The organism is Flavobacterium sp. 103, from assembly GCF_003096795.1.
GTDB lineage: Bacteria > Bacteroidota > Bacteroidia > Flavobacteriales > Flavobacteriaceae > Flavobacterium.
Genome location: NZ_QENX01000001.1, coordinates 2,411,682 through 2,438,049, shown reverse-complemented (window position 1 = coordinate 2,438,049; position 26,368 = coordinate 2,411,682). Strand labels below are relative to the sequence as shown.

Annotated in this window: 19 protein-coding genes, 3 tRNA genes and 3 rRNA genes; 8 read left to right on the top strand and 17 right to left on the bottom strand. The window is 37.5% G+C overall.

Annotated features, from left to right (window positions below; translation table 11 throughout):
- Positions 1–12 precede the first annotated feature (12 nt).
- Positions 13–1,083 (top strand): SusE domain-containing protein, encoded by a 1,071-nt coding sequence (locus tag C8C85_RS09940; protein WP_116796938.1) that lies wholly within the window; start codon positions 13–15, stop codon positions 1,081–1,083.
- Positions 1,084–1,287: 204 nt separating this feature from the next.
- Positions 1,288–4,179 (top strand): alpha-amylase family glycosyl hydrolase, encoded by a 2,892-nt coding sequence (locus C8C85_RS09935; protein WP_116796937.1) that lies wholly within the window; start codon positions 1,288–1,290, stop codon positions 4,177–4,179.
- A gap of 396 nt (positions 4,180–4,575) precedes the next feature.
- On the opposite strand, the gene C8C85_RS09930 is transcribed toward C8C85_RS09935, so the two are convergent.
- The 7 genes from C8C85_RS09930 to C8C85_RS09900 form a co-directional block, all read right to left on the bottom strand.
- A complete protein-coding gene (locus C8C85_RS09930) occupies positions 4,576–4,980 on the bottom strand; it encodes a secretion protein (RefSeq protein WP_116796936.1) in 405 nt (134 codons plus the stop codon).
- Positions 4,981–5,238: 258 nt separating this feature from the next.
- Positions 5,239–5,348 (bottom strand): 5S ribosomal RNA (rrf, locus tag C8C85_RS09925).
- 176 nt (positions 5,349–5,524) lie between these two features.
- Positions 5,525–8,410, bottom strand: a 23S ribosomal RNA gene (locus C8C85_RS09920).
- Between the two features lie 126 nt (positions 8,411–8,536).
- Positions 8,537–8,610: transfer RNA gene (locus tag C8C85_RS09915), tRNA-Ala, on the bottom strand.
- A 92-nt stretch (positions 8,611–8,702) separates the two neighbouring features.
- A tRNA-Ile gene (locus tag C8C85_RS09910) sits at positions 8,703–8,776 on the bottom strand.
- Between the two features lie 148 nt (positions 8,777–8,924).
- Positions 8,925–10,438, bottom strand: a 16S ribosomal RNA gene (locus C8C85_RS09905).
- The 16S, 23S and 5S rRNA genes sit together here with 2 tRNA genes alongside, the layout of an rRNA operon.
- A 1,048-nt stretch (positions 10,439–11,486) precedes the next feature.
- A tRNA-Leu gene (locus tag C8C85_RS09900) sits at positions 11,487–11,571 on the bottom strand.
- Between the two features lie 108 nt (positions 11,572–11,679).
- Here C8C85_RS09900 and C8C85_RS09895 point away from each other — a divergent pair.
- Entirely contained in the window at positions 11,680–13,068 is a 1,389-nt protein-coding gene (locus C8C85_RS09895; RefSeq protein WP_116796935.1) for a dipeptidase, read from the top strand.
- Positions 13,069–13,398: 330 nt separating this feature from the next.
- On the opposite strand, the gene C8C85_RS09890 is transcribed toward C8C85_RS09895, so the two are convergent.
- Positions 13,399–14,769 carry a saccharopine dehydrogenase family protein gene (locus C8C85_RS09890; RefSeq protein ID WP_116796934.1) on the bottom strand — a complete coding sequence of 457 codons (1,371 nt, stop codon included), beginning with the start codon at positions 14,767–14,769 and terminating at the stop codon, positions 13,399–13,401.
- A 322-nt stretch (positions 14,770–15,091) separates the two neighbouring features.
- Between C8C85_RS09890 and C8C85_RS09885 the strand changes: the two genes are divergently transcribed.
- The 3 genes from C8C85_RS09885 to C8C85_RS09875 all read left to right on the top strand — a co-directional run bounded on the left by C8C85_RS09885 (position 15,092) and on the right by C8C85_RS09875 (position 18,456).
- Positions 15,092–15,487 carry a DUF423 domain-containing protein gene (locus C8C85_RS09885; protein ID WP_116796933.1) on the top strand — a complete coding sequence of 132 codons (396 nt, stop codon included), beginning with the start codon at positions 15,092–15,094 and terminating at the stop codon, positions 15,485–15,487.
- Between the two features lie 72 nt (positions 15,488–15,559).
- Positions 15,560–17,161: a phosphoenolpyruvate carboxykinase (ATP) gene (gene pckA, locus C8C85_RS09880; RefSeq protein WP_116796932.1), complete on the top strand. Its 1,602-nt coding sequence runs from the start codon at positions 15,560–15,562 to the stop codon at positions 17,159–17,161.
- Positions 17,162–17,355: 194 nt separating this feature from the next.
- Complete coding sequence (locus tag C8C85_RS09875; protein WP_116796931.1) at positions 17,356–18,456, top strand: DUF4407 domain-containing protein; 1,101 nt, start codon at positions 17,356–17,358, stop codon at positions 18,454–18,456.
- A 58-nt stretch (positions 18,457–18,514) separates the two neighbouring features.
- Here the strand turns inward: C8C85_RS09875 and C8C85_RS09870 are convergent, their stop codons facing one another.
- The 9 genes from C8C85_RS09870 to C8C85_RS09830 all read right to left on the bottom strand — a co-directional run bounded on the left by C8C85_RS09870 (position 18,515) and on the right by C8C85_RS09830 (position 23,993).
- Positions 18,515–19,210, bottom strand: a complete 696-nt coding sequence (locus C8C85_RS09870; RefSeq protein WP_116796930.1) for a PH domain-containing protein — start codon at positions 19,208–19,210, stop codon at positions 18,515–18,517.
- A 108-nt stretch (positions 19,211–19,318) separates the two neighbouring features.
- The gene (locus C8C85_RS09865; protein WP_116796929.1) at positions 19,319–19,687 is read right to left on the bottom strand and encodes an MmcQ/YjbR family DNA-binding protein; all 369 of its coding nucleotides are present in this window, start codon (positions 19,685–19,687) and stop codon (positions 19,319–19,321) included.
- 6 nt (positions 19,688–19,693) lie between these two features.
- Positions 19,694–20,044 (bottom strand): DUF4260 domain-containing protein, encoded by a 351-nt coding sequence (locus tag C8C85_RS09860; RefSeq protein WP_116798448.1) that lies wholly within the window; start codon positions 20,042–20,044, stop codon positions 19,694–19,696.
- Complete coding sequence (locus C8C85_RS09855) at positions 20,044–20,442, bottom strand: GNAT family N-acetyltransferase (RefSeq protein ID WP_116796928.1); 399 nt, start codon at positions 20,440–20,442, stop codon at positions 20,044–20,046. Before C8C85_RS09855 ends, C8C85_RS09860 begins: the two co-directional genes overlap by 1 nt.
- 21 nt (positions 20,443–20,463) lie before the next feature.
- Entirely contained in the window at positions 20,464–21,234 is a 771-nt protein-coding gene (locus tag C8C85_RS09850; RefSeq protein WP_116796927.1) for a cyclase family protein, read from the bottom strand.
- 58 nt (positions 21,235–21,292) lie between these two features.
- A complete protein-coding gene (locus C8C85_RS09845) occupies positions 21,293–21,670 on the bottom strand; it encodes a GxxExxY protein (protein WP_116796926.1) in 378 nt (125 codons plus the stop codon).
- Between the two features lie 125 nt (positions 21,671–21,795).
- Entirely contained in the window at positions 21,796–22,932 is a 1,137-nt protein-coding gene (gene hemW, locus C8C85_RS09840; RefSeq protein WP_116796925.1) for a radical SAM family heme chaperone HemW, read from the bottom strand.
- Between the two features lie 49 nt (positions 22,933–22,981).
- Positions 22,982–23,536 carry a crossover junction endodeoxyribonuclease RuvC gene (gene ruvC, locus C8C85_RS09835; protein WP_116796924.1) on the bottom strand — a complete coding sequence of 185 codons (555 nt, stop codon included), beginning with the start codon at positions 23,534–23,536 and terminating at the stop codon, positions 22,982–22,984.
- Between the two features lie 34 nt (positions 23,537–23,570).
- Positions 23,571–23,993 (bottom strand): DUF1003 domain-containing protein, encoded by a 423-nt coding sequence (locus C8C85_RS09830; protein WP_116796923.1) that lies wholly within the window; start codon positions 23,991–23,993, stop codon positions 23,571–23,573.
- Positions 23,994–24,178: 185 nt separating this feature from the next.
- Between C8C85_RS09830 and C8C85_RS09825 the strand changes: the two genes are divergently transcribed.
- Complete coding sequence (locus C8C85_RS09825; RefSeq protein WP_116796922.1) at positions 24,179–25,123, top strand: lysylphosphatidylglycerol synthase domain-containing protein; 945 nt, start codon at positions 24,179–24,181, stop codon at positions 25,121–25,123.
- Positions 25,120–26,217, top strand: a complete 1,098-nt coding sequence (locus tag C8C85_RS09820) for a glycosyltransferase family 2 protein (protein WP_116796921.1) — start codon at positions 25,120–25,122, stop codon at positions 26,215–26,217. The genes C8C85_RS09825 and C8C85_RS09820 overlap by 4 nt, the downstream gene beginning before the upstream one ends.
- The last annotated feature ends 151 nt before the right edge of the window (positions 26,218–26,368 follow it).

Here is a 26,368-nt window from a genome sequence, read left to right as displayed (position 1 = left end):
AAATTAACGAAAATGAAAAATATAACTAAAATAATAATTGCTTTGTTCGCTATAGTAGCGTTCTCTTGTACTCAAGACGATGTTGAAAACAGACCAGTAATCACTCCTGGTGATGCTCCTGTATTAACTGCGCCTACTGCAGGTGCTATTTATGTATTGTCCCCTGCCAATGCTGCTGCTACTGCAGAGCGTTTTACTTGGAATTCAGCCAATTTTGGTGGAAATGTTGAAGTTACTTACGCAGTTCAAATGGATGTAAAAGGAGGAGATTTTTCTAAAGCACAAACATTAGGATCTGTAGTATCTGCAAATCAAGTTGCTGTTACCGTTGAAGTTATGAACGGTGCTGCATTAAGCTTGAAAGCAACTCCTTTTAAAGCAGCTGATTTTGATATAAGAGTAGTAGCTACAACTGGTACTTCTACTTCTATCGTTTCTACTATTACTGCTATTGTTGTAACACCTTACACTACTGAAAGCCCAAAATTATGGGTTCCTGGAAGTTATCAAGCTGCTTCTGGATATGGATCTGACTGGACTCCATCTACTGGACCACAACTTGAGTCTTCTGGTTACGGAAAAACTGATTTTGAAGGATATGTATATTTTGCAGCTCCAGGAAAATATAAAATGACTGCACAACCTGCATGGGGACCTGTTGATTACGGGATGGGTGCTACTGCTGGAACTATAGACCCAAAAGGTGGTGACATTGATATGCCAACAGCTGGTTACTATTTGTTTAAAGCAGACACAGATCCTGCTAAATTAACGTATTCTGCTACTGCTACTGCATGGGGAATCGTTGGAAGCGCTACTCCTGGAGGATGGGATAACAGTACAGCAATGACTTATGATAAAACTAAAAAATTATGGTCAGTGACTGCTAACTTAACTGCAGCTGAGTTTAAATTTAGAGCTAACAATGCTTGGACTTTTAACCTTGGTAAACTAAAAACTGCTCCAAACGGTGTTAATTTACAATACGATGGTGACAATATTGCTGTAGAAGCTGGAAATTACACAATCACTTTAGACTTAAGTGTTCCAAGAGTTTACAAATACACTATTACTAAAAACTAATTTTAGTGAAAATTTGAAAAAAGGGCTATCTGTTGCAGATAGCCCCTTTTTTTTACAATAAAATTAAACTTTTCGGAAAATCCTCCTTAAAAAATAAAGTTTTAAACACTACAACGTTGTCGTAACTCTTTAAACTTAAACTATTTCTTTTAATAATCTAATAACCTTACCTTTAAATAATATAAACTGACTTATATTAAACCTATGAAAAAAATTATACTTTTATTGTTGTTTTTTGTGTCGTTGGGTAGTTTTGCACAACAACAAACAGCTACTTATTCCATAAGTCCAGCTTCCTTTGAGGAAACAACTTCTATTACAATTACCATAAATGGAAGCAGTATTAATGAGTCAACTTGGGGTGTAACAGGGAATGCACTCTATTTATGGGCATGGGCTTTCGGGCTTGATGACACCACAAATAATGGAACTCCTCTTAATGGTACATGGGAAGCTTCAGATGAATCGAGTAAATTTACCTATAATGCAGGAAGCGACACTTATACTAAGACATTTGTTCCAACCACTTATTATAACACTACCAATATTGGTAAAATTGGTTTTTTGATTAAAGCAAAAAATGGAACAGGAGACAAAAAATCTCAAGATATGTTTGCAGAAGTTGGTGCTTTTCAAGTTACCCTAACATCACCAGCCCAAAACAGCACCACTATTTTAGCTTCTGGCGGAAGTCTTTCCATTGCTGCGACCAATACTAATGGCGTTGCGAGTTATAATTTAAAATCAAATGGAACAAGTATTAATACAAATCCTAGCACATCAAGTTATTCGTTTACACACACCAATATTACGAGCAATCAAAACTATGAATTGGAAGTAACTCAAGGTGCAACTACGATAACCAAAAAATTTACAGTAGTTATAAATCCAAATACAGTTTCTGAAACTATTCCTGCAGGTTTGGTCGATGGTATCAATTACAACTCAGCAGATGCTACCAAGGCTACCTTAGTTCTTGATGCACCTCTAAAAGATTTTGTATATGTGGCAGGAAGTTTTAATAACTGGCAGCCTGACAATTTGTATGCAATGAAAAAAGATGCAACATCAGGTTCTACCAAATTTTGGTTGGAATTGACTGGATTAGTATCAGGAACAAATTACACTTATCAATATTGGGTTGGAGAGACTACTCCAATTGCCAATTCACCTGCACTTGTAAAAACAGCCGATCCTTATTCAACTTTAGTGCTATCGCCTAATGAAGATCTAGGAATTCCTGTCTCAACTTACCCTAATATGCCAGTTTATCCTGCAGGTCAAGACAAAGAAGTAACAGTATTACAAACAGGACAAACTCCTTATGCTTGGAGTACAGCTACGACAAATTTTGTAAAACCTGAAAAAGATAAATTGGTTGTATATGAAGTGTTAGTAAGAGATTTTGATGCTAACAGAAATTATCAAGATTTAATCAATCGTATTGATTATTTTAAAAATTTAAAAATCAATGCTATTGAACTGCTGCCAGTAATGGAATTCGAAGGAAACGAAAGTTGGGGATATAACACATCTTTCCACATGGCATTAGATAAATTTTACGGCCCTTCTACAAAACTAAAAGAATTGATTGACTTATGTCATCAAAACGGAATTGCAGTAATTCTGGATGTAGCCTTAAATCATGCTTTCGGAAGAAACCCAATGATCCGTATGTGGATGAACGATCCCGATGGCGATGGATATGGTTCACCAACTGCCGAAAACCCATATTTCAATACTGTTGCAAAACACACTTATAGTGTAGGGGAAGATTTCAACCATTCTTCAACTTATACAAAAAACTATGTAAAAAGAGTTGTTAAACAATGGATCGAAGAATATAAAATTGACGGTTTCCGTTGGGATTTAACCAAAGGATTTACTCAAAACTGTACTGCTAGCGACGAGAGTTGTACTAATGGTTACCAACAAGACAGAGTTGATATTCTAAAAGCATATGCCGATTATTCTTGGTCATTAGACCCAACTCACTACACTATTTTTGAACACTTAGGAAGTGATACTGAAGAAAAGGAATGGGCGAATTATAGAATCGCAGAAACCCCAAGTAAAGGAGTAATGATGTGGGGAAATATGAACAATAATTACAACCAATTATCAATGGGATATAATTCCAGCAACGATATCTCAAGAATGTATGGACCAAACCATAGTGGTTTTCTTGGAAATAGAGTTATGGGGTATGCCGAAAGTCATGACGAAGAACGTTTAATGTATAAAAATTTACAATATGGAAATACTGCGAATTCTTCTCATAATGTCAAAAATCTTAACGTAGCTTTATCCAGAATGTCTGCGATAGGTGCTGTTTCTTTATTAATACCTGGCCCAAAAATGATATGGCACTTTGGTGAATTAGGATGGGATTCTTCAATTTATACTTGCAATGACGGAACTGTAAATACTTCTTCTGATGCCACCTCTTCAGATTGTAAATTAGACAAAAAACCACAACCTCAATGGGTTAATAATTGGTTGGGAGACAACGTAAGAAATAAAATTTATTATGATTGGTCAAGGATGATTGGATTAAAGACAACCGAAGCCGTATTTTCTGGAACAGCAACTATGGCGTCAGGAACAACATTAACGCCGAATATAAAAATTACCAATAGTGCTTTGTCAAGTACAGCACTTAAAGATGTTCTTATTATTGCCAATTTTGACGTAACCGTTCAAAATGTAGCTACAGGTTTCCAATATACTGGATCATGGTACAATTTAATGGATAATACTCCATATACCGTAACCGATGCTAATGCTACTATCTCTTTGCAACCTGGTGAATTTAGAATCTACGGAAATAAAGCAACCACTTTGGCGACTACAGATTTTGAAATTTTAAAAGACATCTATATTTATCCAAATCCAGCTTCTAGTTATTTTACATTAAATACTACTACTGCGAAAGTTCAGATTTATTCTATAACAGGTCAATTAGTAAAAACTTTCAACAAAAGCCAATCCAAAGACCATCAATATAGCGTAAGTGATCTAGATAGCGGAATGTATTTTGTTAAGGTCTACAACGAAGAAAATCAAGTAAAAGTGATGAAGTTCATCAAACAATAAATTAAATATTATTTCAAATTACTTAGTTTAAATCAGCCATCAAATCAAATTTGGTGGCTTTTTTTTGCTCTGAATTTAATTTAAAAAAAATACTAATTAAAATATAATCGTGATTTGGGCATGACCTCGTTACAGAACATTTTGATTTCATAATGACATTTTTGGACAACAAGGTCGGGCTGTCCATTGTATTCCAGATTAACAAAAACTACGGCAAAAAGCCTTGTTTTTCTAAATCGGGAGATGCCATTTCCATCCCTCATGCGATCGCGTTTCCATAACCGTATTTAGTATTTAATGATTAAATTTAGTATTGTCCTATAAACAAAAAAAAGCCCCAAAGAGGAGCCGTTTTTATAATTTCGAAGTAAGCACTTTTTTTTAAAAATAACCCAATTAATTCACCGTGGCTACATTTTGGTTCTTCATTTTCAGATCCCCTTTGTACACCTCGGCCACTGATTTTCTCGATAGTGTAGAAACCTCATTGGTGATCACAATCTCGTGCGTCACTTTCTTCAGATTGGTTTCCACTTCCAGGAAATAAACCCCGTCAGGAAACTCCTCAAGGCTGTAGGTTTTCAAAATCCCCCCTTTTCCCGTGGCAGTCTCAGAATAGATTACATTGTGGAATTTATCGTAGATCGTTACATTGGCCTTCTGAATCTCATTTACCGAAAAACTAATTTCTTTACCCGTTCCTTTTTTTACATTAAGTAAAAAATCACCATCGATTGCATAAGTACTCATCGTGGTCATTGCCACCAATACTACCAGACTAAGTTTTAAAATCGCTTTCATAATACTGTTGTTTTAAATTAGTAATAATTTCTATTGCTAAAGTAGTATCATAATTCTGTTTAAAACACAACTGCATTTTCCGATACAAATGCTATTTTAACCTTACGAAAACGATATATTACATATTAAGACAATTTTGAATCTACCTAGGGTGATTTTGAATAGTTTTTAAAATTGCTATTTTTATAAAATCCGCTAAAAACCTAAAACTTTTATAAAACAAAAAACCCCGTTTCTTTCGAAACAGGGTTTAGTAAAAAAAGGCAGCGACATACTCTCCCACATAACTGCAGTACCATCTGCGCAGGCGGGCTTAACTACTCTGTTCGGGATGGGAAGAGGTGAGCCCCGCCGCAATAACCACCTTAAGTCGTTAGTTGCTTTGGACAACTTTTTTAATTAATAATTAGCTTCGCTCCGTTCGGCTTTCGCCTCGGGTGATCATTAACCATTAATAATTAAAATAATATCTTAACATACTGAGATAAAGAACATAAAAAGTATTAGAAAGTTTCTCCCCCCGACTTGCATCGGGGGAAAAGGTGTACATAAGCTTACGGGTTATTAGTACTACTCGACTATGACATTACTGCCTTTACATCTATAGCCTATCAACGTGGTCATCTCCCACGACCCTTAAAAGAAATCTCATCTTGTGGTGGGTTTCGCGCTTATATGCTTTCAGCGCTTATCCCTTCCCAACGTAGCTACTCTGCGGTGCCCCTGGCGGGACAACAGATACACTAGAGGTTAGTCCAATTCGGTCCTCTCGTACTAGAATCAGATCCACTCAAATTTCTTGCGCCCACAGTAGATAGAGACCGAACTGTCTCACGACGTTCTGAACCCAGCTCGCGTGCCACTTTAATGGGCGAACAGCCCAACCCTTGGGACCTTCTCCAGCCCCAGGATGTGACGAGCCGACATCGAGGTGCCAAACCCCCCCGTCGATATGAGCTCTTGGGGGAGATCAGCCTGTTATCCCCGGCGTACCTTTTATCCTTTGAGCGATGGCCCTTCCATGCGGAACCACCGGATCACTATGCTCTACTTTCGTACCTGATCGACCTGTATGTCTCTCAGTCAAGCTCCCTTATGCCATTGCACTCTACGCACGGTTACCAAGCGTACTGAGGGAACCTTTAGAAGCCTCCGTTACTCTTTTGGAGGCGACCACCCCAGTCAAACTACCCACCAAGCAATGTCCCCCGAATTTCGGGGTTAGGCCTCAGATAAACAAAGGGTTGTATTTCAACAATGACTCCACAACGCCTGGCGACGCCACTTCACAGTCTCCAACCTATCCTACACATCATTTATCCAAGGTCAATACTAAGCTATAGTAAAGGTGCACAGGGTCTTTTCGTCCCACTGCGGGTAAACGGCATCTTCACCGTTACTACAATTTCACCGAGCTCATGGCTGAGACAGTGTCCAGATCGTTACACCATTCGTGCAGGTCGGAACTTACCCGACAAGGAATTTCGCTACCTTAGGACCGTTATAGTTACGGCCGCCGTTTACTGGGGCTTCAATTCAATGCTTCTCCGAAGATAACATCTCCTCTTAACCTTCCAGCACCGGGCAGGTGTCAGGCCCTATACTTCATCTTACGATTTTGCAGAGCCCTGTGTTTTTGATAAACAGTCGCCTGGACCTCTTCACTGCGGCCTCTGATTACTCAGAGGCGACCCTTCTCCCGAAGTTACGGGTCTATTTTGCCTAATTCCTTAGCCATGAATCTCTCGAGCACCTTAGGATTCTCTCCTCGACTACCTGTGTCGGTTTGCGGTACGGGTACTAATTACCTGAAGTTTAGAGGTTTTTCTTGGAAGCCCTTAGGCGCACTATCTCTTTGTCCGAAGACTCCGAGTACTATCGTATTTCCCCAAGCCGCGTGGATTTGCCTGCGCAGCTTATAGGTAGGTACTTCAACGAACTATTCCGTCAGTTCGCGGCGCTTTCATCACTCCGTCACCCCATCACAGTAATCAGTAGTACGGGAATATTAACCCGTTGTCCATCGACTGTCCCTTTCGGGTTCGCCTTAGGTCCCGACTAACCCACAGCTGATTAGCATAGCTGTGGAAACCTTAGTCTTTCGGTGTGCGGGTTTCTCGCCCGCATTATCGTTACTTATGCCTACATTTTCTTTTCTAACCAGTCCAGCATACCTTACGATACACCTTCAACCCTGTTAGAATGCTCCCCTACCACTTGTAATAAATTACAAATCCATAGCTTCGGTAATATGTTTATGCCCGATTATTATCCATGCTCGTCCGCTCGACTAGTGAGCTGTTACGCACTCTTTAAATGAATGGCTGCTTCCAAGCCAACATCCTAGCTGTCTGGGCAGACAAACCTCGTTCTTTCAACTTAACATATATTTGGGGACCTTAGCTGATGGTCTGGGTTCTTTCCCTCTCGGACTTGGACCTTAGCACCCAAGCCCTCACTGCACGGAAACATTATATAGCATTCGGAGTTTGTCAGGAATTGGTAGGCGGTGAAGCCCCCGCATCCAATCAGTAGCTCTACCTCTATATAACTTTGCGCCGTGCGCTGCACCTAAATGCATTTCGGGGAGTACGAGCTATTTCCGAGTTTGATTGGCCTTTCACCCCTACCCACAGGTCATCCGAAGACTTTTCAACGTCAACCGGTTCGGACCTCCACACTGTGTTACCAGCGCTTCATCCTGCCCATGGGTAGATCACACGGTTTCGCGTCTAACACTACTGACTAAAGCGCCCTATTCAGACTCGCTTTCGCTACGGATCCGTGGCTTAACCACTTATCCTTGCCAGCAACGTTAACTCGTAGGCTCATTATGCAAAAGGCACGCCGTCACCCCACAAAAGGGCTCCGACCGCTTGTAAGCGTATGGTTTCAGGATCTATTTCACTCCGTTATTCACGGTTCTTTTCACCTTTCCCTCACGGTACTGGTTCACTATCGGTCTCTCAGGAGTATTTAGCCTTAGCGGATGGTCCCGCCAAATTCAGACAGGGTTTCACGTGCCCCGCCCTACTCAGGATACCACTATCTATTACACTTATTACTTATACGAGGCTATCACTCTCTTTGGCTCTACTTTCCAGTAGATTCTAATTCTTTGTGCATAAAATGTCGTGGTCCTACAACCCCAGCATTGCCGTAACAACACTGGTTTGGGCTAATCCGCGTTCGCTCGCCACTACTTACGGAATCACTTTTGTTTTCTTCTCCTCCGCCTACTTAGATGTTTCAGTTCAGCGGGTTTGCCCACCTATCGGTGTACTATGTCTTCAACATAGTGGGTTGCCCCATTCAGGTATTTACGGATCATATCGTGTGTGCCAATCCCCGTAACTTTTCGCAGCTTATCACGCCTTTCATCGCCTCTGAGAGCCAAGGCATCCCCCATACGCCCTTATTTTGCTTATTGTACCAATCGTAAAATCAATTACGACCGTTTTTTTTCGTTTTCTCTAATAAATTAGAAAAAACTGCTTTCTACTTTTTATTATTTCTTATCTCAATATGTCAATGAACTTTTATCCTTTCGGATCTGTGGAGAATAACGGAGTCGAACCGTTGACCTCCTGCGTGCAAGGCAGGCGCTCTAGCCAGCTGAGCTAATCCCCCAATTTTTTGAGTTATTAGTTGTTAGTAATTAGTTATTAGTCTAACTCTTAACTTCTCAACTCTAGAATTTCCTTTTTTAAAGGTGAAAATAGTTGTCTCGGACAGACTCGAACTGTCGACCCCTACATTATCAGTGTAGTACTCTAACCAGCTGAGCTACGAGACACTCTTCATTCTTATTTTTGCGCTTTTTTTAATTTTACGCATGTTTTTTTAAATTAACAGCAAGAGTAATATAATCTTTGTTTTTGTAACCAATAGTTCTTTTCGTCTTCTTTCCTCAGCGTGTATTACTACTAACACTAAGGCTCTAGAAAGGAGGTGTTCCAGCCGCACCTTCCGGTACGGCTACCTTGTTACGACTTAGCCCTAGTTACCAGTTTTACCCTAGGCAGCTCCTTGCGGTCACCGACTTCAGGCACCCCCAGCTTCCATGGCTTGACGGGCGGTGTGTACAAGGCCCGGGAACGTATTCACCGGATCATGGCTGATATCCGATTACTAGCGATTCCAGCTTCACGGAGTCGAGTTGCAGACTCCGATCCGAACTGTGACCGGTTTTGTAGATTCGCTCCTGGTCACCCAGTGGCTGCTCTCTGTACCGGCCATTGTAGCACGTGTGTAGCCCAAGGCGTAAGGGCCGTGATGATTTGACGTCATCCCCACCTTCCTCACAGTTTGCACTGGCAGTCTCGTTAGAGTTCCCGACATGACTCGCTGGCAACTAACAACAGGGGTTGCGCTCGTTATAGGACTTAACCTGACACCTCACGGCACGAGCTGACGACAACCATGCAGCACCTTGTAAATTGTCTTGCGAAAAGTCTGTTTCCAAACCGGTCAATCTACATTTAAGCCTTGGTAAGGTTCCTCGCGTATCATCGAATTAAACCACATGCTCCACCGCTTGTGCGGGCCCCCGTCAATTCCTTTGAGTTTCATTCTTGCGAACGTACTCCCCAGGTGGGATACTTATCACTTTCGCTTAGCCACTGAGATCGCTCCCAACAGCTAGTATCCATCGTTTACGGCGTGGACTACCAGGGTATCTAATCCTGTTCGCTACCCACGCTTTCGTCCATCAGCGTCAATCCATTAGTAGTAACCTGCCTTCGCAATTGGTATTCCATGTAATCTCTAAGCATTTCACCGCTACACTACATATTCTAGTTACTTCCTAATAATTCAAGTCTGGCAGTATCAATGGCCGTTCCACCGTTGAGCGATGGGCTTTCACCACTGACTTACCAAACCGCCTACGGACCCTTTAAACCCAATGATTCCGGATAACGCTTGGATCCTCCGTATTACCGCGGCTGCTGGCACGGAGTTAGCCGATCCTTATTCTCACAGTACCGTCAAGACGCTACACGTAGCGTTGTTTCTTCCTGTGCAAAAGCAGTTTACAATCCATAGGACCGTCATCCTGCACGCGGCATGGCTGGATCAGGCTTGCGCCCATTGTCCAATATTCCTCACTGCTGCCTCCCGTAGGAGTCTGGTCCGTGTCTCAGTACCAGTGTGGGGGATCTCCCTCTCAGGACCCCTACCCATCGTAGCCTTGGTAAGCCGTTACCTTACCAACTAGCTAATGGGACGCATGCTCATCTTTTACCGTTGTGACTTTAATAGTTCAATCATGCGATTGTACTATACTATGAGGTATTAATCCAAATTTCTCTGGGCTATCCCTCTGTAAAAGGTAGATTGCATACGCGTTACGCACCCGTGCGCCGGTCTCTTGGTCCGAAAACCAATACCCCTCGACTTGCATGTGTTAAGCCTGCCGCTAGCGTTCATCCTGAGCCAGGATCAAACTCTTCATCGTATATTGTTTGCTTAATTGCTTAAGCTATTAATTTTTGACTGAAGTTCTAGTGGTTCTTTATTCAAATCTTCCGATTCTATTACTCTTATTCTTTTTGTTCTTATCTTTCGATAAAAACGGCTGTCAATTCAATATGTCTAGGAACGTGTTCTTCTTATTCTTTTTGTCTCGTTTAAGTCACATTGCGTGTCTCTCGAAGCGGGTGCAAAAGTAATCATTCTTTTTTAACTGGCAAGTAAATTTTGAAGTTTTTTTGAAAAATTTATTTTTCGTTTTCTTCTCATTTTCTTAGCAGTATTTCAAGGAACGTTACGCGTTTTGCGGGGTGCAAAAATAGCTTACGTTTTCGAATCTCACAAGCTTTTTTAAATCTTTTTTTGAAAATAAATTTTCGTTTCGATTTCTTCAGGCTTGTCAGGATTTCTAAGAACGTACTCGTTGTTGCGGGTGCAAAAGTAGCTCCTTTATTCGTTTAAACAATGGCTTTTTCAACCTTTTTTCAAAGTATTTTTTAATCCGCTGGTATGTTGCTCGTTATGGAACACCTTTTTTGAGGTTTTGACATTTCAGCCCCTTCCCTTTATCCTTTTTTTGAGATTTTACCAGTATTTCTGGGCTTTGGTTTATTTTTTAATGCCAAATTGAACACTGACGATAGCAATTCGTCTGAGCGATGAGGAGATTTTTGAGGATTTGTTTCCGGATCTTTCTCTCCTATATATAAGGTATGGATTTATTGCTTCCTTTCTGATGAAAAACCCAGGCCCTAGCCCCGATAGTAGTGAAAATCCTTATAAGCCGGTGTTCGGCTTATAAGATTGTAGCGGATAGCGGGAAATAACTCCTGAATATTTAAATGAATTAATGATATCGATACAAAATCACACCCTTATATATAGGTAGCAAAAAACAGAAGCAGTCAAGACTAAATTAAGCGATAAAAATGCGATTACCTATTCAAGAAGATTTACCAGAGCTACCATTATGATATATGATTTCACAAAGGAAAGGGATTAAAACAAAAAAGCTTCTCAAGATGAGAAGCTTTTGGTGCGGATAATAGGACTCGAACCTACACGCCTTGCGGCACCAGATCCTAAGTCTGGCATGTCTACCAATTTCACCATATCCGCGTAATTGTGGGTGCAAAGATAATCATATCTTCGAGTTTTCAAAGGATTTTTTTAAAAAATATTCGATCTATTTTTTGTATTTTTGATCCTTAAAAAAAATTTGACTCAATGGAAGATATAAAATTATATGTTACAAAACACAAAGATCGCTTTATCAATGAGTTAATTGAATTATTGAAAATCCCATCCGTGAGTGCAGACACCGCTTTTTCCCAAGACGTTCTCGACACTGCCGAAGCTGTTAAAGCAAGTTTAGTAAAAGCTGGATGCGATTTTGTAGAGATTTGCGAAACTGCAGGCTATCCAATTGTATATGGAGAGAAAACTATCGACCCAAAATTACCTACTGTTTTGATTTACGGACATTACGATGTACAACCTGCCGATCCATTAGAATTATGGACTTCTCCTCCATTTGAACCCGTTATTAAGAAAACTGAAATTCATCCCGAAGGTGCTATTTTTGCCAGAGGTTCTTGTGATGACAAAGGACAAATGTACATGCACGTAAAAGCTTTTGAATATATGATTCAAAGCAACACTTTGCCTTGCAACGTAAAATTCATGATTGAAGGTGAGGAAGAAGTTGGTAGCGTCAACCTAAAAACCTTTGTGGAAAACAATACCGAGAAACTAAAAAATGATGTGATTTTGATTTCGGACACCGGAATGATTTCCAATCAGCAACCTTCTATCACCACTGGTCTTCGTGGTTTGAGTTATGTAGAAGTGGAAGTTACGGGACCAAACCGTGATTTACATTCTGGTTTGTACGGAGGTGCTGTTGCCAATCCTATAAATGTTTTGGCAAAAATGATTGCTTCCTTGCATGACGAAAACAATCATATTACCATTCCAGGTTTCTATGACAATGTTCAAGAATTATCATTAGAGGAAAGAGCGGAAATGGCCAAAGCTCCTTTTAATCTCGACAATTACAAAAAAGCGCTAAACTTGAATGATATATATGGCGAAAGCGGCTATGTAACTAATGAACGCAACTCCATTCGACCAACACTAGATGTAAACGGAATTTGGGGAGGCTATACTGGAGAAGGCGCAAAAACCGTAATTGCGAGTAAGGCATTTGCCAAAATTTCGATGCGTTTAGTACCCAACCAAGATTGGGAAGTCATCACCGACTTGTTCACCAAACACTTCATCAGCATTGCTCCGTCTGGAGTTACGGTAAAAGTTACTCCTCACCACGGCGGTCAGGGTTATGTGACCCCTATAGATAGCATCGGTTACAAAGCGGCCAATATGGCTTACACCGAAACCTTTGGCGTTCCTGCAATTCCAGTTCGTTCTGGAGGAAGCATTCCTATTGTTGCCTTGTTCGAAAAAGAACTAAAAAGCAAAACAATCCTTATGGGTTTTGGTCTTGACAGCGATGCTATTCACTCACCTAACGAACATTTCGGGATTTTCAATTATCTGAAAGGGATTGAAACCATTCCATTGTTTTACAAATATTTCGTGGAATTAAGCAAATAAGATTCCCCTAGCAATATCTAAATCCGTTCCCAGTGAACGGATTTTTTTATGCCTTCTCCGAAGTGATTATGGTTTTAATTAGGAGCTATTTCCTGCTATCGTTACAATCTTATAAGCCGAACACCGGCTCATAAGGATTTTCACTACTATCAGGGCTATGGCTTTTGGTTTTCATAAGACATTGATTTTTATAATAAATAATTTAACTCCAATAAAACCAAACTCTCTTACCTTCAAAATAGTTCTTAAGGCATTAAAAAATCCGCTTCTTACGAAGCGGATTGGTCTAAAAAAAAATCTAAAAAAAAAAAAAAATCTAAAAAAAAAAAATTAACTAAAAACTTTATCCGGATTGTAACCTATATAAGGCATCTCCTGTTCATTAAAAACAACTCCGTATTCTTCAAGCTCTTTCAAAATAGGCAAATACACTTCTTTACGGATTGGAAGCTGTACTCCTGGAGTTGTAATTTTACCATTCAAGATTAACAAAGTCGCCATTGCAACTGGTAATCCAACTGTTTTGGCCATTGCGGTATAGGTTTGATCTTCACCAATACAAACCATTTTGGAGTCTATTTGTTTTTCTTCACCATTGAGGACATATCCAAATTTGTGATACATCACAATCATATCTTTATCATGGGGCTCTAAAGTCCAACTATCAGTTAGTATTTTTTCAAGAATTTGTGCTGGTGTAGCATTTTTTAAACCTACTTTTTTATTGCGATTGAACAAATCCAATTCCAACAATTTATCCCACATGATATCATCTTGGTCAATTTTTAGAATCAAACGCATTTTAATTTCTACTGAATCGGTTGGGTGATAAGGAAGAAACGAATTCACAAATTGACGATAACTCATGTTCTCAGAATTTTCCATAATATAACTGTCGTCCGTCATACCCAATTGCACAAACATATTCCAAGCTTTAGAAAAACCTACTCTTCGAATCGTACCTCTATATAAGGTAAGCACATCATCAAGACCATAAACACTTCTGTATTTTAAGGAGTCCCTGTTCGAATAGGCTTCAAATTTACCGTAACCCTCTACTTCTAAAAATTCGGTTCTGCGAAACAAATTTACATAAGGGATATATTTATAAGCACCTTCCTGAATAAACTTGGCAGCTCCTCCTTGTCCAGCAAGAACAACATTCCTTGGTGCCCAAGTAAATTTATAATTCCATAAATTATTGTCTGATTCTGGAGCTACAAGACCTCCACAAAAGGATTCAAACAAAAGCATTTTCCCTCCTTGTTCCCTAATCTCATCAATCACTTTCATGGCACTCATGTGGTCTATTCCGGGATCAAGTCCAATTTCATTCATGAAAATTAGATTGCTTGCTTTGGCAGCCTCATCCAATTCTTGCATCGCATCGCTTATATAGGAAGCCGTCACAAGATGTTTTTTATAAACGACACAATCCCTTGCCACTTCTATATGAAGGTGAGCCGGCAACATAGATATTACAATGTCTGCTTTCTGAATTGCATTTTTTCTTTGATTTTCATCAAATATATCTAAAGCAATAGGAGTCGCATTCGGATGATTATTTGTCTTTTTCTTAGCTAAATCCAAAGACAAATCACCTATAATAAGATGCAATTCTTCGGATACCGATTTATTCAAAAGGTATTGTATCAATGAAGAAGCAGATCTTCCTGCCCCAATAATAAGAATTGTTCTCATGAGTTATTTATTTAAAAAACGTAACATTATACATTTCAATATCTTCTTCTTGTTAAACAGGATATATTTATCCTTATTTAAAACCGATTAGATTCTGATTGATTCTAAAAATATAACACAAACATACAATATTGTTGTATTCATAACAAATGATTTTAAAAAAACATTTATAATTTAAATCCATTTTTCATTTTAAAAATGCTGAAAAAAATTCAATTATCTATGTTTTGAATTACTAAAAAACTACTTTTATCATCGCTTATAAAATACTTTCAGTTTAAAAATATTAGAAATACTTTTGCCTTTTATAAAACAAAAAATAATGGATAAAAAAATAATTACAACTTCAGCCATTTTTGGAATGATTGCCATAATTTTAGGTGCTTTTGGTGCACATGCCCTAAAAAAAGTACTCACTATTGAACAACTTACTACTTTTGAAACGGGTGTACGGTATCAAATGTACCATGCTTTGTTTTTATTGTTTATTGGAACAACAACAATAATTCGTCAAAAATCAAAAAAAACAATCTATAATTTGACCGTTTTTGGAGTTGTACTTTTTTCTGGCTCCATTTACCTTTTGGCTACCAATTCTTTGATGCCTATTGATTTCAAAATATTTGGCTTCGTTACTCCAATTGGGGGGATATTTCTTATTTCTTCATGGTTCCTTCTGTTTTTTGACTTAATAAAACCAATAAAAAAAGAAAAATAAAATATAATGTGGTTCTAAAAAAAATTATACTTTTGCGGTGAAATAAACAACACTCAAAAAAATTTATTTTTTATGGACAACTACGCTTTGTTTACGAAATCGATTTCGTTAAAAGAACTGGGAATTGAAAATGCCAAAATTCAGTATCAACTAACCCCTAACGAGTTACACGATATTACCATACAATCTGGACAGGGAGTTGAAAATTCTACTGGAGCATTAGCAATAAATACCGGAGAGTTTACAGGACGTTCTCCACAGGATCGTTTCATTGTAAAAGATAGTATTACTGAGGACAAAGTATGGTGGGGAAAAGTAAACATCCCATTTGAACCAATTGCTTTTGATGCTCTGTACAAAAAAGTAACAGCTTATTTATCGAACAAAGAAATTTTTGTTAGGGACTCTTACGTTTGTGCCGATACCAATTATAGATTAAATGTTCGTGTTGTAACCGAAACCGCTTGGGCCAATTTATTTTGCCACAACATGTTTCTAAGACTTACTAATCAAGAACTAGAAAATTTCACTCCGGAATGGACAGTTATTTGCGCTCCTGGATTCATCGCAGATCCAGCCATCGATGGAACACGCCAAGGGAATTTTGCAATCTTAGATTTTACAAAAAAGATTGCGTTGATTGGTGGTACTGGATATACCGGAGAGATGAAAAAAGGAATATTCTCTGCATTGAACTTTATTCTACCTGTTTTCAAAAACACATTGCCTATGCACTGTAGCGCTAATGTTGGAGAAGACGGAGACACGGCCATATTCTTTGGTTTGTCTGGAACAGGAAAAACAACCTTATCTGCAGATCCTGACAGAAAACTAATCGGTGATGATGAACACGGATGGACAAACGAAAATACCGTTTTCAATTTTGAGGGTGGATGTTATGCCAAAGTAATCAATCTTACTGAGGAGAATGAACCAGACATCTTTAGAGCAATAAAAAAAGGAGCTATTCTTGAAAATGTGGTTTTCAAAGCAGGAACCAATGAAGTTGATTTTGAAGATGTTTCTATCACTCAAAACACAAGAGTAAGCTACCCAATTGATCATATCGATAATATTCAACCTGGTTCTATTGGTAAAAACCCAAAAAACATATTTTTCTTAACTGCCGATGCTTATGGGATTTTGCCTCCTATATCCAAACTAACGGCTGGGCAAGCCGCTTATCACTTTATATCTGGCTATACTGCAAAAGTGGCCGGAACAGAAGCAGGTGTTACAGAACCACAACCTAACTTTTCAGCTTGTTTTGGAGCGCCTTTCATGCCATTGCACCCAACAAAATATGCAGAAATGTTGAGCAAAAAAATGAAAGATGCCAATGTGAAAGTTTGGTTAATCAACACCGGATGGACAGGAGGGCCTTATGGAACTGGAAGCCGAATGAAATTAAAATACACTCGTGCCATGATTACGGCCGCCTTAAAAGGACAATTAGATACTGTTGAGTTTATCAATCATGATGTATTTGGAATTGCAATACCCCAATCTTGTCCAGATGTTCCTAACGAAATTCTAAACCCAAGAAACACTTGGGAAGACAAACAATTATACGATACAAAAGCCTCTGAATTGGCTCATAAATTTGAAGAAAATTTTGCTAAATTCAAAGAATTCGCTAATGCCGAAATTTTGGCAGGAGCACCAATTGCATAAGTTAATTTTTAATTTACTAAAAGGGCTGTTCTTTACCGAGCAGCCCTTTTTTTATATATGAACTATGCGAAAAAAGCCTAACAAAAAACAAATCAACAATTTAAGATATAATTAATTTATTTGGTATTAAATTTGTACCGTCATTCAAATAATTATCGAGACAAAAAATCAATCAATCAAAAATCAAATCAATCATGTTAAAACAATTCTTTATCCTTTGCTCAGGAGCTGACAAAAAGCTGCTTGATGGCTGCTCTGACGGCGAACAAACCAAATTTGTCGGTATTGGCGCCACCGTTTTTTTTACGGCTGTTATGGCTTTCATCGCCAGCGCTTACGCTCTTTTTACTGTCTTTGACAATGTCATTCCCGCTTTACTTTTTGGCTTCGTATGGAGTTTACTTATTTTTAATCTGGACCGTTTTATTGTTTCCACTATTCGAAAAAGAGATAGCTTTGCCAATGAATTTCTACAGGCCACACCCAGAATTATTTTGGCTTTCATCATTGCAATTGTGATTTCAAAACCATTGGAAATTAAAATTTTCGAAAAAGAAATTAATACCGTTTTATTGAAAGAAAAAAATGCAATGGCTTTGAATAATAAAAAGGAAGTCGCCAACTATTTCAAATCGGATTTGGACAAAAACAAAAACGATATCAAGAATCTTAAAGCTGAAATCACCAATAAAGAAAAAGAGGTAAACACGCTTTATGACACCTATATCAAAGAGGCCGAAGGAACGGCTGGAACAAAAAGAATAGGCAAAGGTCCCGTTTTTAAAGAAAAAATCGCCAAGCACGATTTGTCCAAAAAAGAATTGGACACCATTCGTAAAAATAATTTAGCCAAAATTGCTGTTTTGGAAAAAGGAACCAAAACATTACAAACCGATTTGGACAAGAAAGTGACCGAAACTCAACCCATCATTGATGGATTTGATGGTTTGATGGCGCGAATCAATGCTTTGAATAAATTGCCTTGGATTCCCTCCTTTTTCATAATGCTATTATTTTTAGCGATTGAAACTTCTCCTATTATAGCAAAATTATTGTCGCCTAGAGGAGAATATGATTTCAAATTGGAAGACTTGGAAACAGCACTCAAAGCCACTATCGAGCAAGACAAATACCAACGCGAATTATTGATAAAAACCAGCGCATCAATGCACGATAAGGTTTATGCCGATATTGCCGAGGACAAAAAATTATACGATTTGCAAAGAAAAAACGCAACCGAGTTACTGGAACAGCAATCCAATAATTTTTTAGAAAAGCAAATGAAAACTTTATAAAAAACAAAACCCGACATCAATTAAGTTGTCGGGTTTTGTTTTTGATACTTACGACTTACTACATATAACTCAAAATCTCTTTTTTGAAAGCGTCATATTCACCTTGTAAAATCAAACCATTATCAAGAAGCTTTTTATAATTTTGAAGCTTTGCAAAAAGCTCGTCTTGTGTCAATTCGCTTGTCTTTTTCTCAGTTGAAGCACTTGTATTATCTACAACAGGTTCTGCATAATTAGAAACTACAGGCATTATTTCAGCAAAATCAGTCACTTCTTCAGTTTCCATTTCTTCAATCAATTCTGATTCTTGAATTAATGTCGGAGCAATTTCTTCAGTTATAACAGATTGTGCTGCACCATTTTTTAAGATATCCAACTGTTCTTTGGCATATGTAAATATTTTACGAGCTTGAATCTTTGGAATATAATCAATCGAAACCTGCATATCTGTTTTGGTAGAAAAAGAAAATTCAGACCCTAGAATGTTCTCTTTTACAAAAGTTCCTTCAATATCATCCCAAGTATAATCAATAAAATTCATAGACAATCCTAAATTTTTAGGCTGGCAAATGATGATTCTTTTATTGGTCATAACAATACTGTCCGGAAGAACTGTCAATGCTGGTTTTTTTTGCACAGCAATATATCCTACCTCCTCATTTTTCATTAAAATATCCTGCAATTTTGAAGTGACTTTCTCAATCGCTTTAGGATCTTGTTCTTCGTTTAAAAACTTTTTAATTTGTTCTTTCATTTTTATAAAGTTGCTGAGTTACTAAGTAACTGAGTTGCTACGTTTTTTTAATTGTTGTACAAAAGTAATGTCTATTTTTCTAATTGCTTCGCCTGTTTGGTAAATATTTTACCCCGGGTCGATAATTTCCGTTTGAATTTTCTTGGCTAAACTTTTAAAAACCAAGTCATACGAATGATCTATCAATTCTTTCAGCAAAGCATCGGGAACATCTTGATTTACGGCAATAGTATTCCAATGTATTTTGCTCATGTGAAATCCAGGCTGAATCGCATCGTATTCGGCTCTTAACTCCTGTGCACGTTCTGGATCACACTTTAGATTCACTGAGGGAGCGGCTTTTTCCCATTGCAATAAAGAAGACAAAGCAAACATTTTTCCTCCGACTTTAAAAACCAAAGTATCTTCGTCGAATGGAAAATGTTCGGTTACTCCTTTTTTGGAAAGGCAATATTCGTAATAAGTTTCTAGATTCATATTCTTTTATTTTCCGATTTCGCCCAAATGGGTAAATTTAAATCCTGTTTCATATTTTAGCCCATACCCAAACATTCTGTCCATAGACGAATGGGTAAATAAAATAACTCCCGAAAGTTGAACTATTTCGTTCGAACAATAAATTCCAACAAAATACAAAGCAATCGCTATGCCTCTATGATGTACCACATTATAACAAAGTGCTCCAACTCTATCTCCAAATACATACCCAATCATAGAAAAATCCGGCACTAAAATTAGAACCAAAAACCACCACCAAGCATATTCCAATTGATTAAAGAAATAAATACCGAGTATAAACAATCCTAATTCTTCGAGTTTAATAACTTTTTGCATCATACTGTTTTTTCCATCATTCGTTCGGGGTGTGCCAACTCCTTGAAACCAAATTTCTTATACAAAAAATGAGCATCCCTAGTCGCCAATCTCCATATTTTCACTTCTTTCAACGAAGGTTCCTCCATCATCGCCGAAATCAAAATGGAAGAATATCCTTTTCCTCTATGTTCTTCGGATATAAAAACATCCATCATATAAGCAAAAACCACATAATCGGTAATGACTCTGCCAAAACCAACTTGGGCATCATCCAAATAAATTCCAAAACAAACCGAGCTGTCAATTGTTTTTTGTACTTCATCAATGGTTCTTCCTGCCGCCCAGTAAATATCTTTTAGAAAATTTTGGATAAAAGGAATATTCAACTTTTGTTTATCTGTAGAAACGGAGATCATGGTTTTATATTTTATTTCGATTTATTCTCCAACGCTTATTGGCTTATATAAAATAGGCTTGCTCGGGCTTGCGTCATTTTCAAACGAAGCAATCTGCAGGTTCAACAGATAACTCCCGTCTTCAACAGCATCATCCACAAAAATCATTTCGGTAATGGTGGAGTCTAATCGTGCATCGGCATTTAGATTATGGACATCTTTTACATTCCAAAACGCTTTGTGAGCCAATAATTTCCCCTCATCCTGTTCTTTGTCCACACTTGGTAAATCAATCAATAAATGCTTAATACCGTTTTCGCGAATGAAAAGTGCTGCATCTTCAGCCAAATAAGGCGGATTGGTATTCGAATATTTTAGTGATTTTTTTATTTTAAAATTAGGCAATGTGCGGATGATTATGGCTTCGGGAGTTTTATTGTCCAACGCTTTTTTAATCTGATTTCTGGTTATTACCAAATCATCACCTTGAATTTCCGGTACAACTGAAACCAATTCCGCCAAAAAGAAAAACTGCTTCAACGACTGATTGATACTGTAAAACTCTCTTGTAATATGTCCCAGACATTCTGTATGTGTCCCGTGTCCGTGAGGATTGAAGAAAATATTATTAAAGTTGGTCGATGACTTCCCCTCCGAAACTTTGCCAATCCAATCGCCAAAAACAACGGGTTCTATCACCGGTTTTTCGATATACCAAGCAATCGGATTCTCATCTGTATTGGTTAATGGAATCGAAATATCAATGGGTTTTGACAGGTCGATTATAAATTCATTGTTGATGTTTGCTATCATAATTTTAACCGCAAAGAGCGCAAAGGTTTACGCAAAGTTCGCAAAGAAATTGTTATATCTAAAGATTATTTACTACTCTCTTAATTCCGTTTTTGATTAATACAACATTGAAATTTACTAGCAAGCCTAATTTACAATTTGTTAATTTTAAATAGGTTAGCAGTTGAGCAAAGTGAATGTCATTTAACGCATCAACCGATTTTATTTCTAAAATTAATTTATTTTCTATAATGATATCCAGACGATATCCCACATCTAATTTAACTTCTTCATAAACTAAAGGTAAAGGTTTCTGTTTTTGGATTTCTAAGCCTGTCTTTTTTAATTCATAAAACAGACATTCTTCATAAGCACTTTCCAAAAGTCCTGGACCCAAAGTTTGATGCACTTTTAAAGCACAATCAAAAACAATTTTAGATAATTCGTTTTCAGTCATATTTGTTTTTTACCGCAAGGAGGCAAAGGATTACGAAAAGCCAAACTCCTAACTATTTCGGAGAAATAAATATAAGAAAAATATTCAAATAGCGTTCCTTGCGTAAATCTTTGCGCCCCTTGCGGTTACACCTCCGAATTTATAAAAAACAAATCACTTGCAATTCCATCGGTCAAAAATTTTCCTTTTGGCCTAGGTTTTAAAATACCATCATCAATAAAAAGCAAATCATCATTTATAAATTTCTGAGCTTGTTTATGTAAATAATCTAGATATTCTCTCCCAAATTCAGTTTCAATTCGACTCAGAGAAACTCCCCAAATCGTTCTCAAACCTGTCATAATATATTCATTATAACGATCGGTAATGGATAAAATTTCAATTTCATTGGGAAGTTTGTCTTCTTGAATGGATCTTAAATAAAGTGAATTATTCGAGACATTCCAGCTTCGGGAAACACCGTCATAACTATGGGCAGAAGGACCTATTCCTATATATTTTTTCCCTAACCAATAAGCTGAATTGTTCTTTGAAAAATAATTAGTCTTTCCAAAATTGGACAATTCATAATGGATAAAATTGTTTGCTTCTAGTGTTTCCACCAAAATTGCAAAATGTTCCTGCGCTGATTCGTCATTGGGTTTGGCTATTTTTCCGGTTTGAATGAGTTTGTTCAAAGCTGTCTTTGGTTCAACAGTCAATGCATAACTCGAAATATGTCTTATTCCAAAAGACAAAGCCGTTTCAATATTTTGCTTCCATTTCTCGTTGCTCATCCCAGGAATTCCATAAATCAAATCGAGAGAAATATTATCAAAGTATTGTGTTGCTTCTTCGAGACATTTTTTGGCTTCCGCCGAATTATGAGCACGATTCATCATCACCAAATCATCTTCAAAGAAAGATTGAATTCCAATGCTTAGTCGATTGATACCAATTTTTGAAAGTTCGATTAAATACTCTACCGATAAATCATCAGGATTGGCTTCAAGAGTGATTTCAGGATTTTTAGCAACTTGATAATTTTTATAAATCAAATCAATCTGCAATCTCAAATCTGCAATCTGCAATCTGCTCGGCGTTCCTCCACCAAAATAAATGGTTTCAACAAGTTCATTATGAAACTCGCTTTTGCGCATTTGCAATTCTTTGGCGATAGCCAAAACCATCTCTTCTTTCTTCTTCATTGAAGTCGAAAAATGAAAATCGCAGTAATGACAAGCCTGCTTGCAGAATGGTATGTGTATATAGATTCCTGACATAATTTAGTTTTCAGTTGCCGATTTCAGTCATTGAGACTGAAAATGTGAACTACTTTTTAACTCTCTCTTCATTTTGCTTCACAAAAGCGTCCCAACCCGTATAACTTTTTTCACCTATTACTTTACCAGAATTAAAAAAATGACAAACCGCAGCTGCCAATCCATCCGTTGAATCAAGATTTTTGGGCAACTCTTTTAATCCTAATAATTGTTGAAGCATTTTGGCCACTTGTTCTTTGCTTGCATTTCCGTTTCCGGTAATAGCCATTTTTATTTTTTTTGGCTCATATTCGGTAATGGGAATGTCTCTGGAAAGTCCAGCTGCCATTGCCACACCCTGTGCACGACCAAGCTTCAGCATCGATTGTACATTCTTACCGAAGAAAGGAGCTTCAATAGCAATTTCGTCTGGATGGTGGGTTTCTATTAATTCTATGGTACGTTCGAAAATGATTTTCAATTTCTGGTAATGATTGTCGTATTTGGACAATTGCAGTTCGTTGAGCTGCAAGAATTCCATTTTCTTATTGACAATTTTTATCAATCCAAAACCCATAATTGTGGTTCCAGGGTCTATTCCTAATATGATGCGTTCTTTAATCAAGTTTTGTATTTAAGTTGTGGTAACGATGCGTTTTTTATTTGGCCGAATTGATTTTCATCTCTTCTAGCAACTCAATTATCTTATCCAATTTTTCAGTTTCAATTTTATCCAACTTAATCGTCAAAGCTTCAATTTCCAGCTTTGCATCAACATTGGTCTGATAATCAGATTGCGCCTGAATCCTGTCTCTTTCGCTTTGTCTGTTCTGAGACATCATAATTATAGGTGCGGCATAAGCGGCTTGTGTTGAAAAAACAAGATTCAGTAATATAAAAGGATAAACATCCCAATGATACATATAACCAACAAGGTTCAACCCCATCCAAACTATTACAAAAACACTTTGAATAATAATGAATTTCCAAGAACCCATTCCCTTAGCCACTGAATCGGCCAAACGACTACCAAAGGTTAATGTTTCTATGTGTTTATCATGCCACGTTTTATTATTCTTCATATCTATAATGGGGTTAGTTTTATTTAAATCATTCAAGTTATCCCACAAAGATACTCGATGTTGCCATAGCCATTCACGAATTTAGACTTATCTAACAAAATAAAAAATCTTTGCGTTCCTTAGTCATTTCTTTGCTAATCTCTGCGAAATAGCATTTTCACGACGATTTTCCTTTACTTTGCGGTATGATTTCAATACCACACAAAACTAAGCAATTCCTTGTACTTCTAGTCAAACTTTTGATTGTAGGCGGTGCCTTTTATTTTATTTACAATCAATTGGCGAACAACGATAAACTTGACTGGCAAAAATTTTTGGTGCTTTTTCATAAAAATCAGTCGATATTGGGAATCAGTTTTATTCTGCTTTTGAGTGTTCTGAATCGTTTATTCGAAATATTGAAATGGAAATATCTAGTTTCCTCTCTCCATCCTATATCTTTGGCAGAAGCAACCAAACAAGTCCTAGCTGGGCTTACAGCGGGATTATTTACTCCAAACGGTGTGGGAGAATATGCCGGAAAAGCACTGTATTTCGACAAAAAAGAGGCCAAGAAAGTCGTATTCTTAAACTTGATTTGTAATGGAATCCAAATGATACTCACTGTAGTCTTTGGCATTTTTGGATTGTTGTATTTCAATGCGCAGTACAACGTAATTACCACAAAAACGGTAGCAGTACTATTTGGGATTTTGGTAATCCTATTTGCTGTTTTATTTTCAGTCAAAAAAATTACCATCAAAGGTTATTCGATAGAAAAACTGATTCATAAAACTAACGAAATACCAAAATCGATTCATCAAAAAAATACATATTTGGCGATTTTACGGTATTTGGTTTTCTCGCATCAATACTATTTCTTGTTTCTGGCATTTGATGTCGATTTACCCTATTTAATCTTAATTTCGGCCATTTCGAGCGTTTACTTTCTGGCTTCTTCTTTACCCACTTTTCAGTTTTTGGATTTTGCCGTAAAAGGAAGTGTAGCAGTATATTTCTTCGGAATATTGGGTGTAAATGAATGGGTGGTTGTTTTTGTCACAACGCTAATGTGGTTCCTGAATGTGGTTTTACCTGTGCTTATTGGGAGTTATTATGTGTTGAATTTCAAACCCAAAATGTCGGTATGATTTTATTTTTATTAGGCATAGCAATCGTTTATATGCTGACTATAAGTTGGCTCATTTATGGTTTTACCAAAATAAATCATTTTGAATACATTGGCTTACCGCCAAAAACCAGCTTTAGCATTATTGTCCCTTTTCGGAATGAAGCTGAAAATCTGCCGATTTTATTGGAAAGCTTTTCAAAATTGAATTACCCAACGGATTTATTTGAAGTGATTTTGGTTGATGATGATTCCGATTTAAGATTAACGATTAACGATTTAAGATTTAAGATTCTGTTAATTGATAATATTCGGATTTCAAATTCTCCAAAGAAAGATGCCATTACAACGGCTATGGAAATCGTAAAAACCAATTGGGTTATCACCACCGACGCCGATTGTACGGTTCCTAAAAATTGGCTATTGGCGCTGGACAATTTCATTCAGTTGCATCATGTTTCGATGATTGCAGGAGCGGTTACCTACGATTGCCAAAATTCTTTTTTGCATCATTTTCAACAATTGGATTTGGCCAGTTTACAAGGCGCAACCATAGGCAGTTTTGGAATTAAAAAAGGTTTTATGTGTAATGGCGCCAATTTTGCCTACACCAAATCGTTTTTTCAAAAGCTAAAAGGTTTCGAAGGCAACTCTGCAATCGCCAGTGGAGATGATGTTTTTTTGTTGCAGAAAGCATTGTCCCAATATGCTGAAAAAGTTGCGTATTTAAAATCGAAGAATACCATTGTAACCACAAAACCAGTGAATGATTGGAAATCGTTGTTTTACCAACGCGTACGCTGGGCTTCCAAAACGACTTCCTATCAAAGTCTCTTTGGGAAAAGGTTGGGACTGATTGTCTTTCTGATGAATTTTGGTTGGGTATATTGTTTTGTGCTGACTTTTTTGGGTATGCTCCCCTATTTTTTCCTTGGGCTGTATTTCTTGATCAAATTTGGAATTGACTCTGTGCTGATACAGCAAACCAATAAATTTTTGACGAAACATAAAATGCGTTATTTGCTTTTAAGTAGTTTGTGGTATCCTTTTTTCAGTACAGCTGTTGCTTTGTATTGTTTGTTTGGAAAATACGAATGGAAAGGGAGAAGGTTTTAGAATTGCAGATTTTAGATTTCACCATAAAATTTCCACTCCATATTGTCATTCCGAGGAACGAGGAAACTCAACAATACTATTCCTCAATCAAATTAATAAAGCAAAAGATAATGTGTAATTTTAATAAAATTGTCGAGCTCCTTGCGAAGAT

Coding starts and splice junctions, on each gene's coding strand:
- C8C85_RS09830 (WP_116796923.1), bottom strand. CDS start 23,993: ATGAAGAATAATAAAACGTGGCATGATAAACACATAGAAACATTAACC.
- C8C85_RS09885 (WP_116796933.1), top strand. CDS start 15,092: ATGGATAAAAAAATAATTACAACTTCAGCCATTTTTGGAATGATTGCC.
- C8C85_RS09865 (WP_116796929.1), bottom strand. CDS start 19,687: ATGAATCTAGAAACTTATTACGAATATTGCCTTTCCAAAAAAGGAGTA.
- C8C85_RS09870 (WP_116796930.1), bottom strand. CDS start 19,210: ATGAAAGAACAAATTAAAAAGTTTTTAAACGAAGAACAAGATCCTAAA.
- pckA (WP_116796932.1), top strand. CDS start 15,560: ATGGACAACTACGCTTTGTTTACGAAATCGATTTCGTTAAAAGAACTG.
- C8C85_RS09940 (WP_116796938.1), top strand. CDS start 13: ATGAAAAATATAACTAAAATAATAATTGCTTTGTTCGCTATAGTAGCG.
- C8C85_RS09845 (WP_116796926.1), bottom strand. CDS start 21,670: ATGACTGAAAACGAATTATCTAAAATTGTTTTTGATTGTGCTTTAAAA.
- C8C85_RS09820 (WP_116796921.1), top strand. CDS start 25,120: ATGATTTTATTTTTATTAGGCATAGCAATCGTTTATATGCTGACTATA.
- C8C85_RS09860 (WP_116798448.1), bottom strand. CDS start 20,044: ATGCAAAAAGTTATTAAACTCGAAGAATTAGGATTGTTTATACTCGGT.
- C8C85_RS09895 (WP_116796935.1), top strand. CDS start 11,680: ATGGAAGATATAAAATTATATGTTACAAAACACAAAGATCGCTTTATC.
- C8C85_RS09855 (WP_116796928.1), bottom strand. CDS start 20,442: ATGATCTCCGTTTCTACAGATAAACAAAAGTTGAATATTCCTTTTATC.
- C8C85_RS09890 (WP_116796934.1), bottom strand. CDS start 14,769: ATGAGAACAATTCTTATTATTGGGGCAGGAAGATCTGCTTCTTCATTG.
- C8C85_RS09825 (WP_116796922.1), top strand. CDS start 24,179: ATGATTTCAATACCACACAAAACTAAGCAATTCCTTGTACTTCTAGTC.
- C8C85_RS09935 (WP_116796937.1), top strand. CDS start 1,288: ATGAAAAAAATTATACTTTTATTGTTGTTTTTTGTGTCGTTGGGTAGT.
- C8C85_RS09930 (WP_116796936.1), bottom strand. CDS start 4,980: ATGAAAGCGATTTTAAAACTTAGTCTGGTAGTATTGGTGGCAATGACC.
- C8C85_RS09850 (WP_116796927.1), bottom strand. CDS start 21,234: ATGATAGCAAACATCAACAATGAATTTATAATCGACCTGTCAAAACCC.
- hemW (WP_116796925.1), bottom strand. CDS start 22,932: ATGTCAGGAATCTATATACACATACCATTCTGCAAGCAGGCTTGTCAT.
- C8C85_RS09875 (WP_116796931.1), top strand. CDS start 17,356: ATGTTAAAACAATTCTTTATCCTTTGCTCAGGAGCTGACAAAAAGCTG.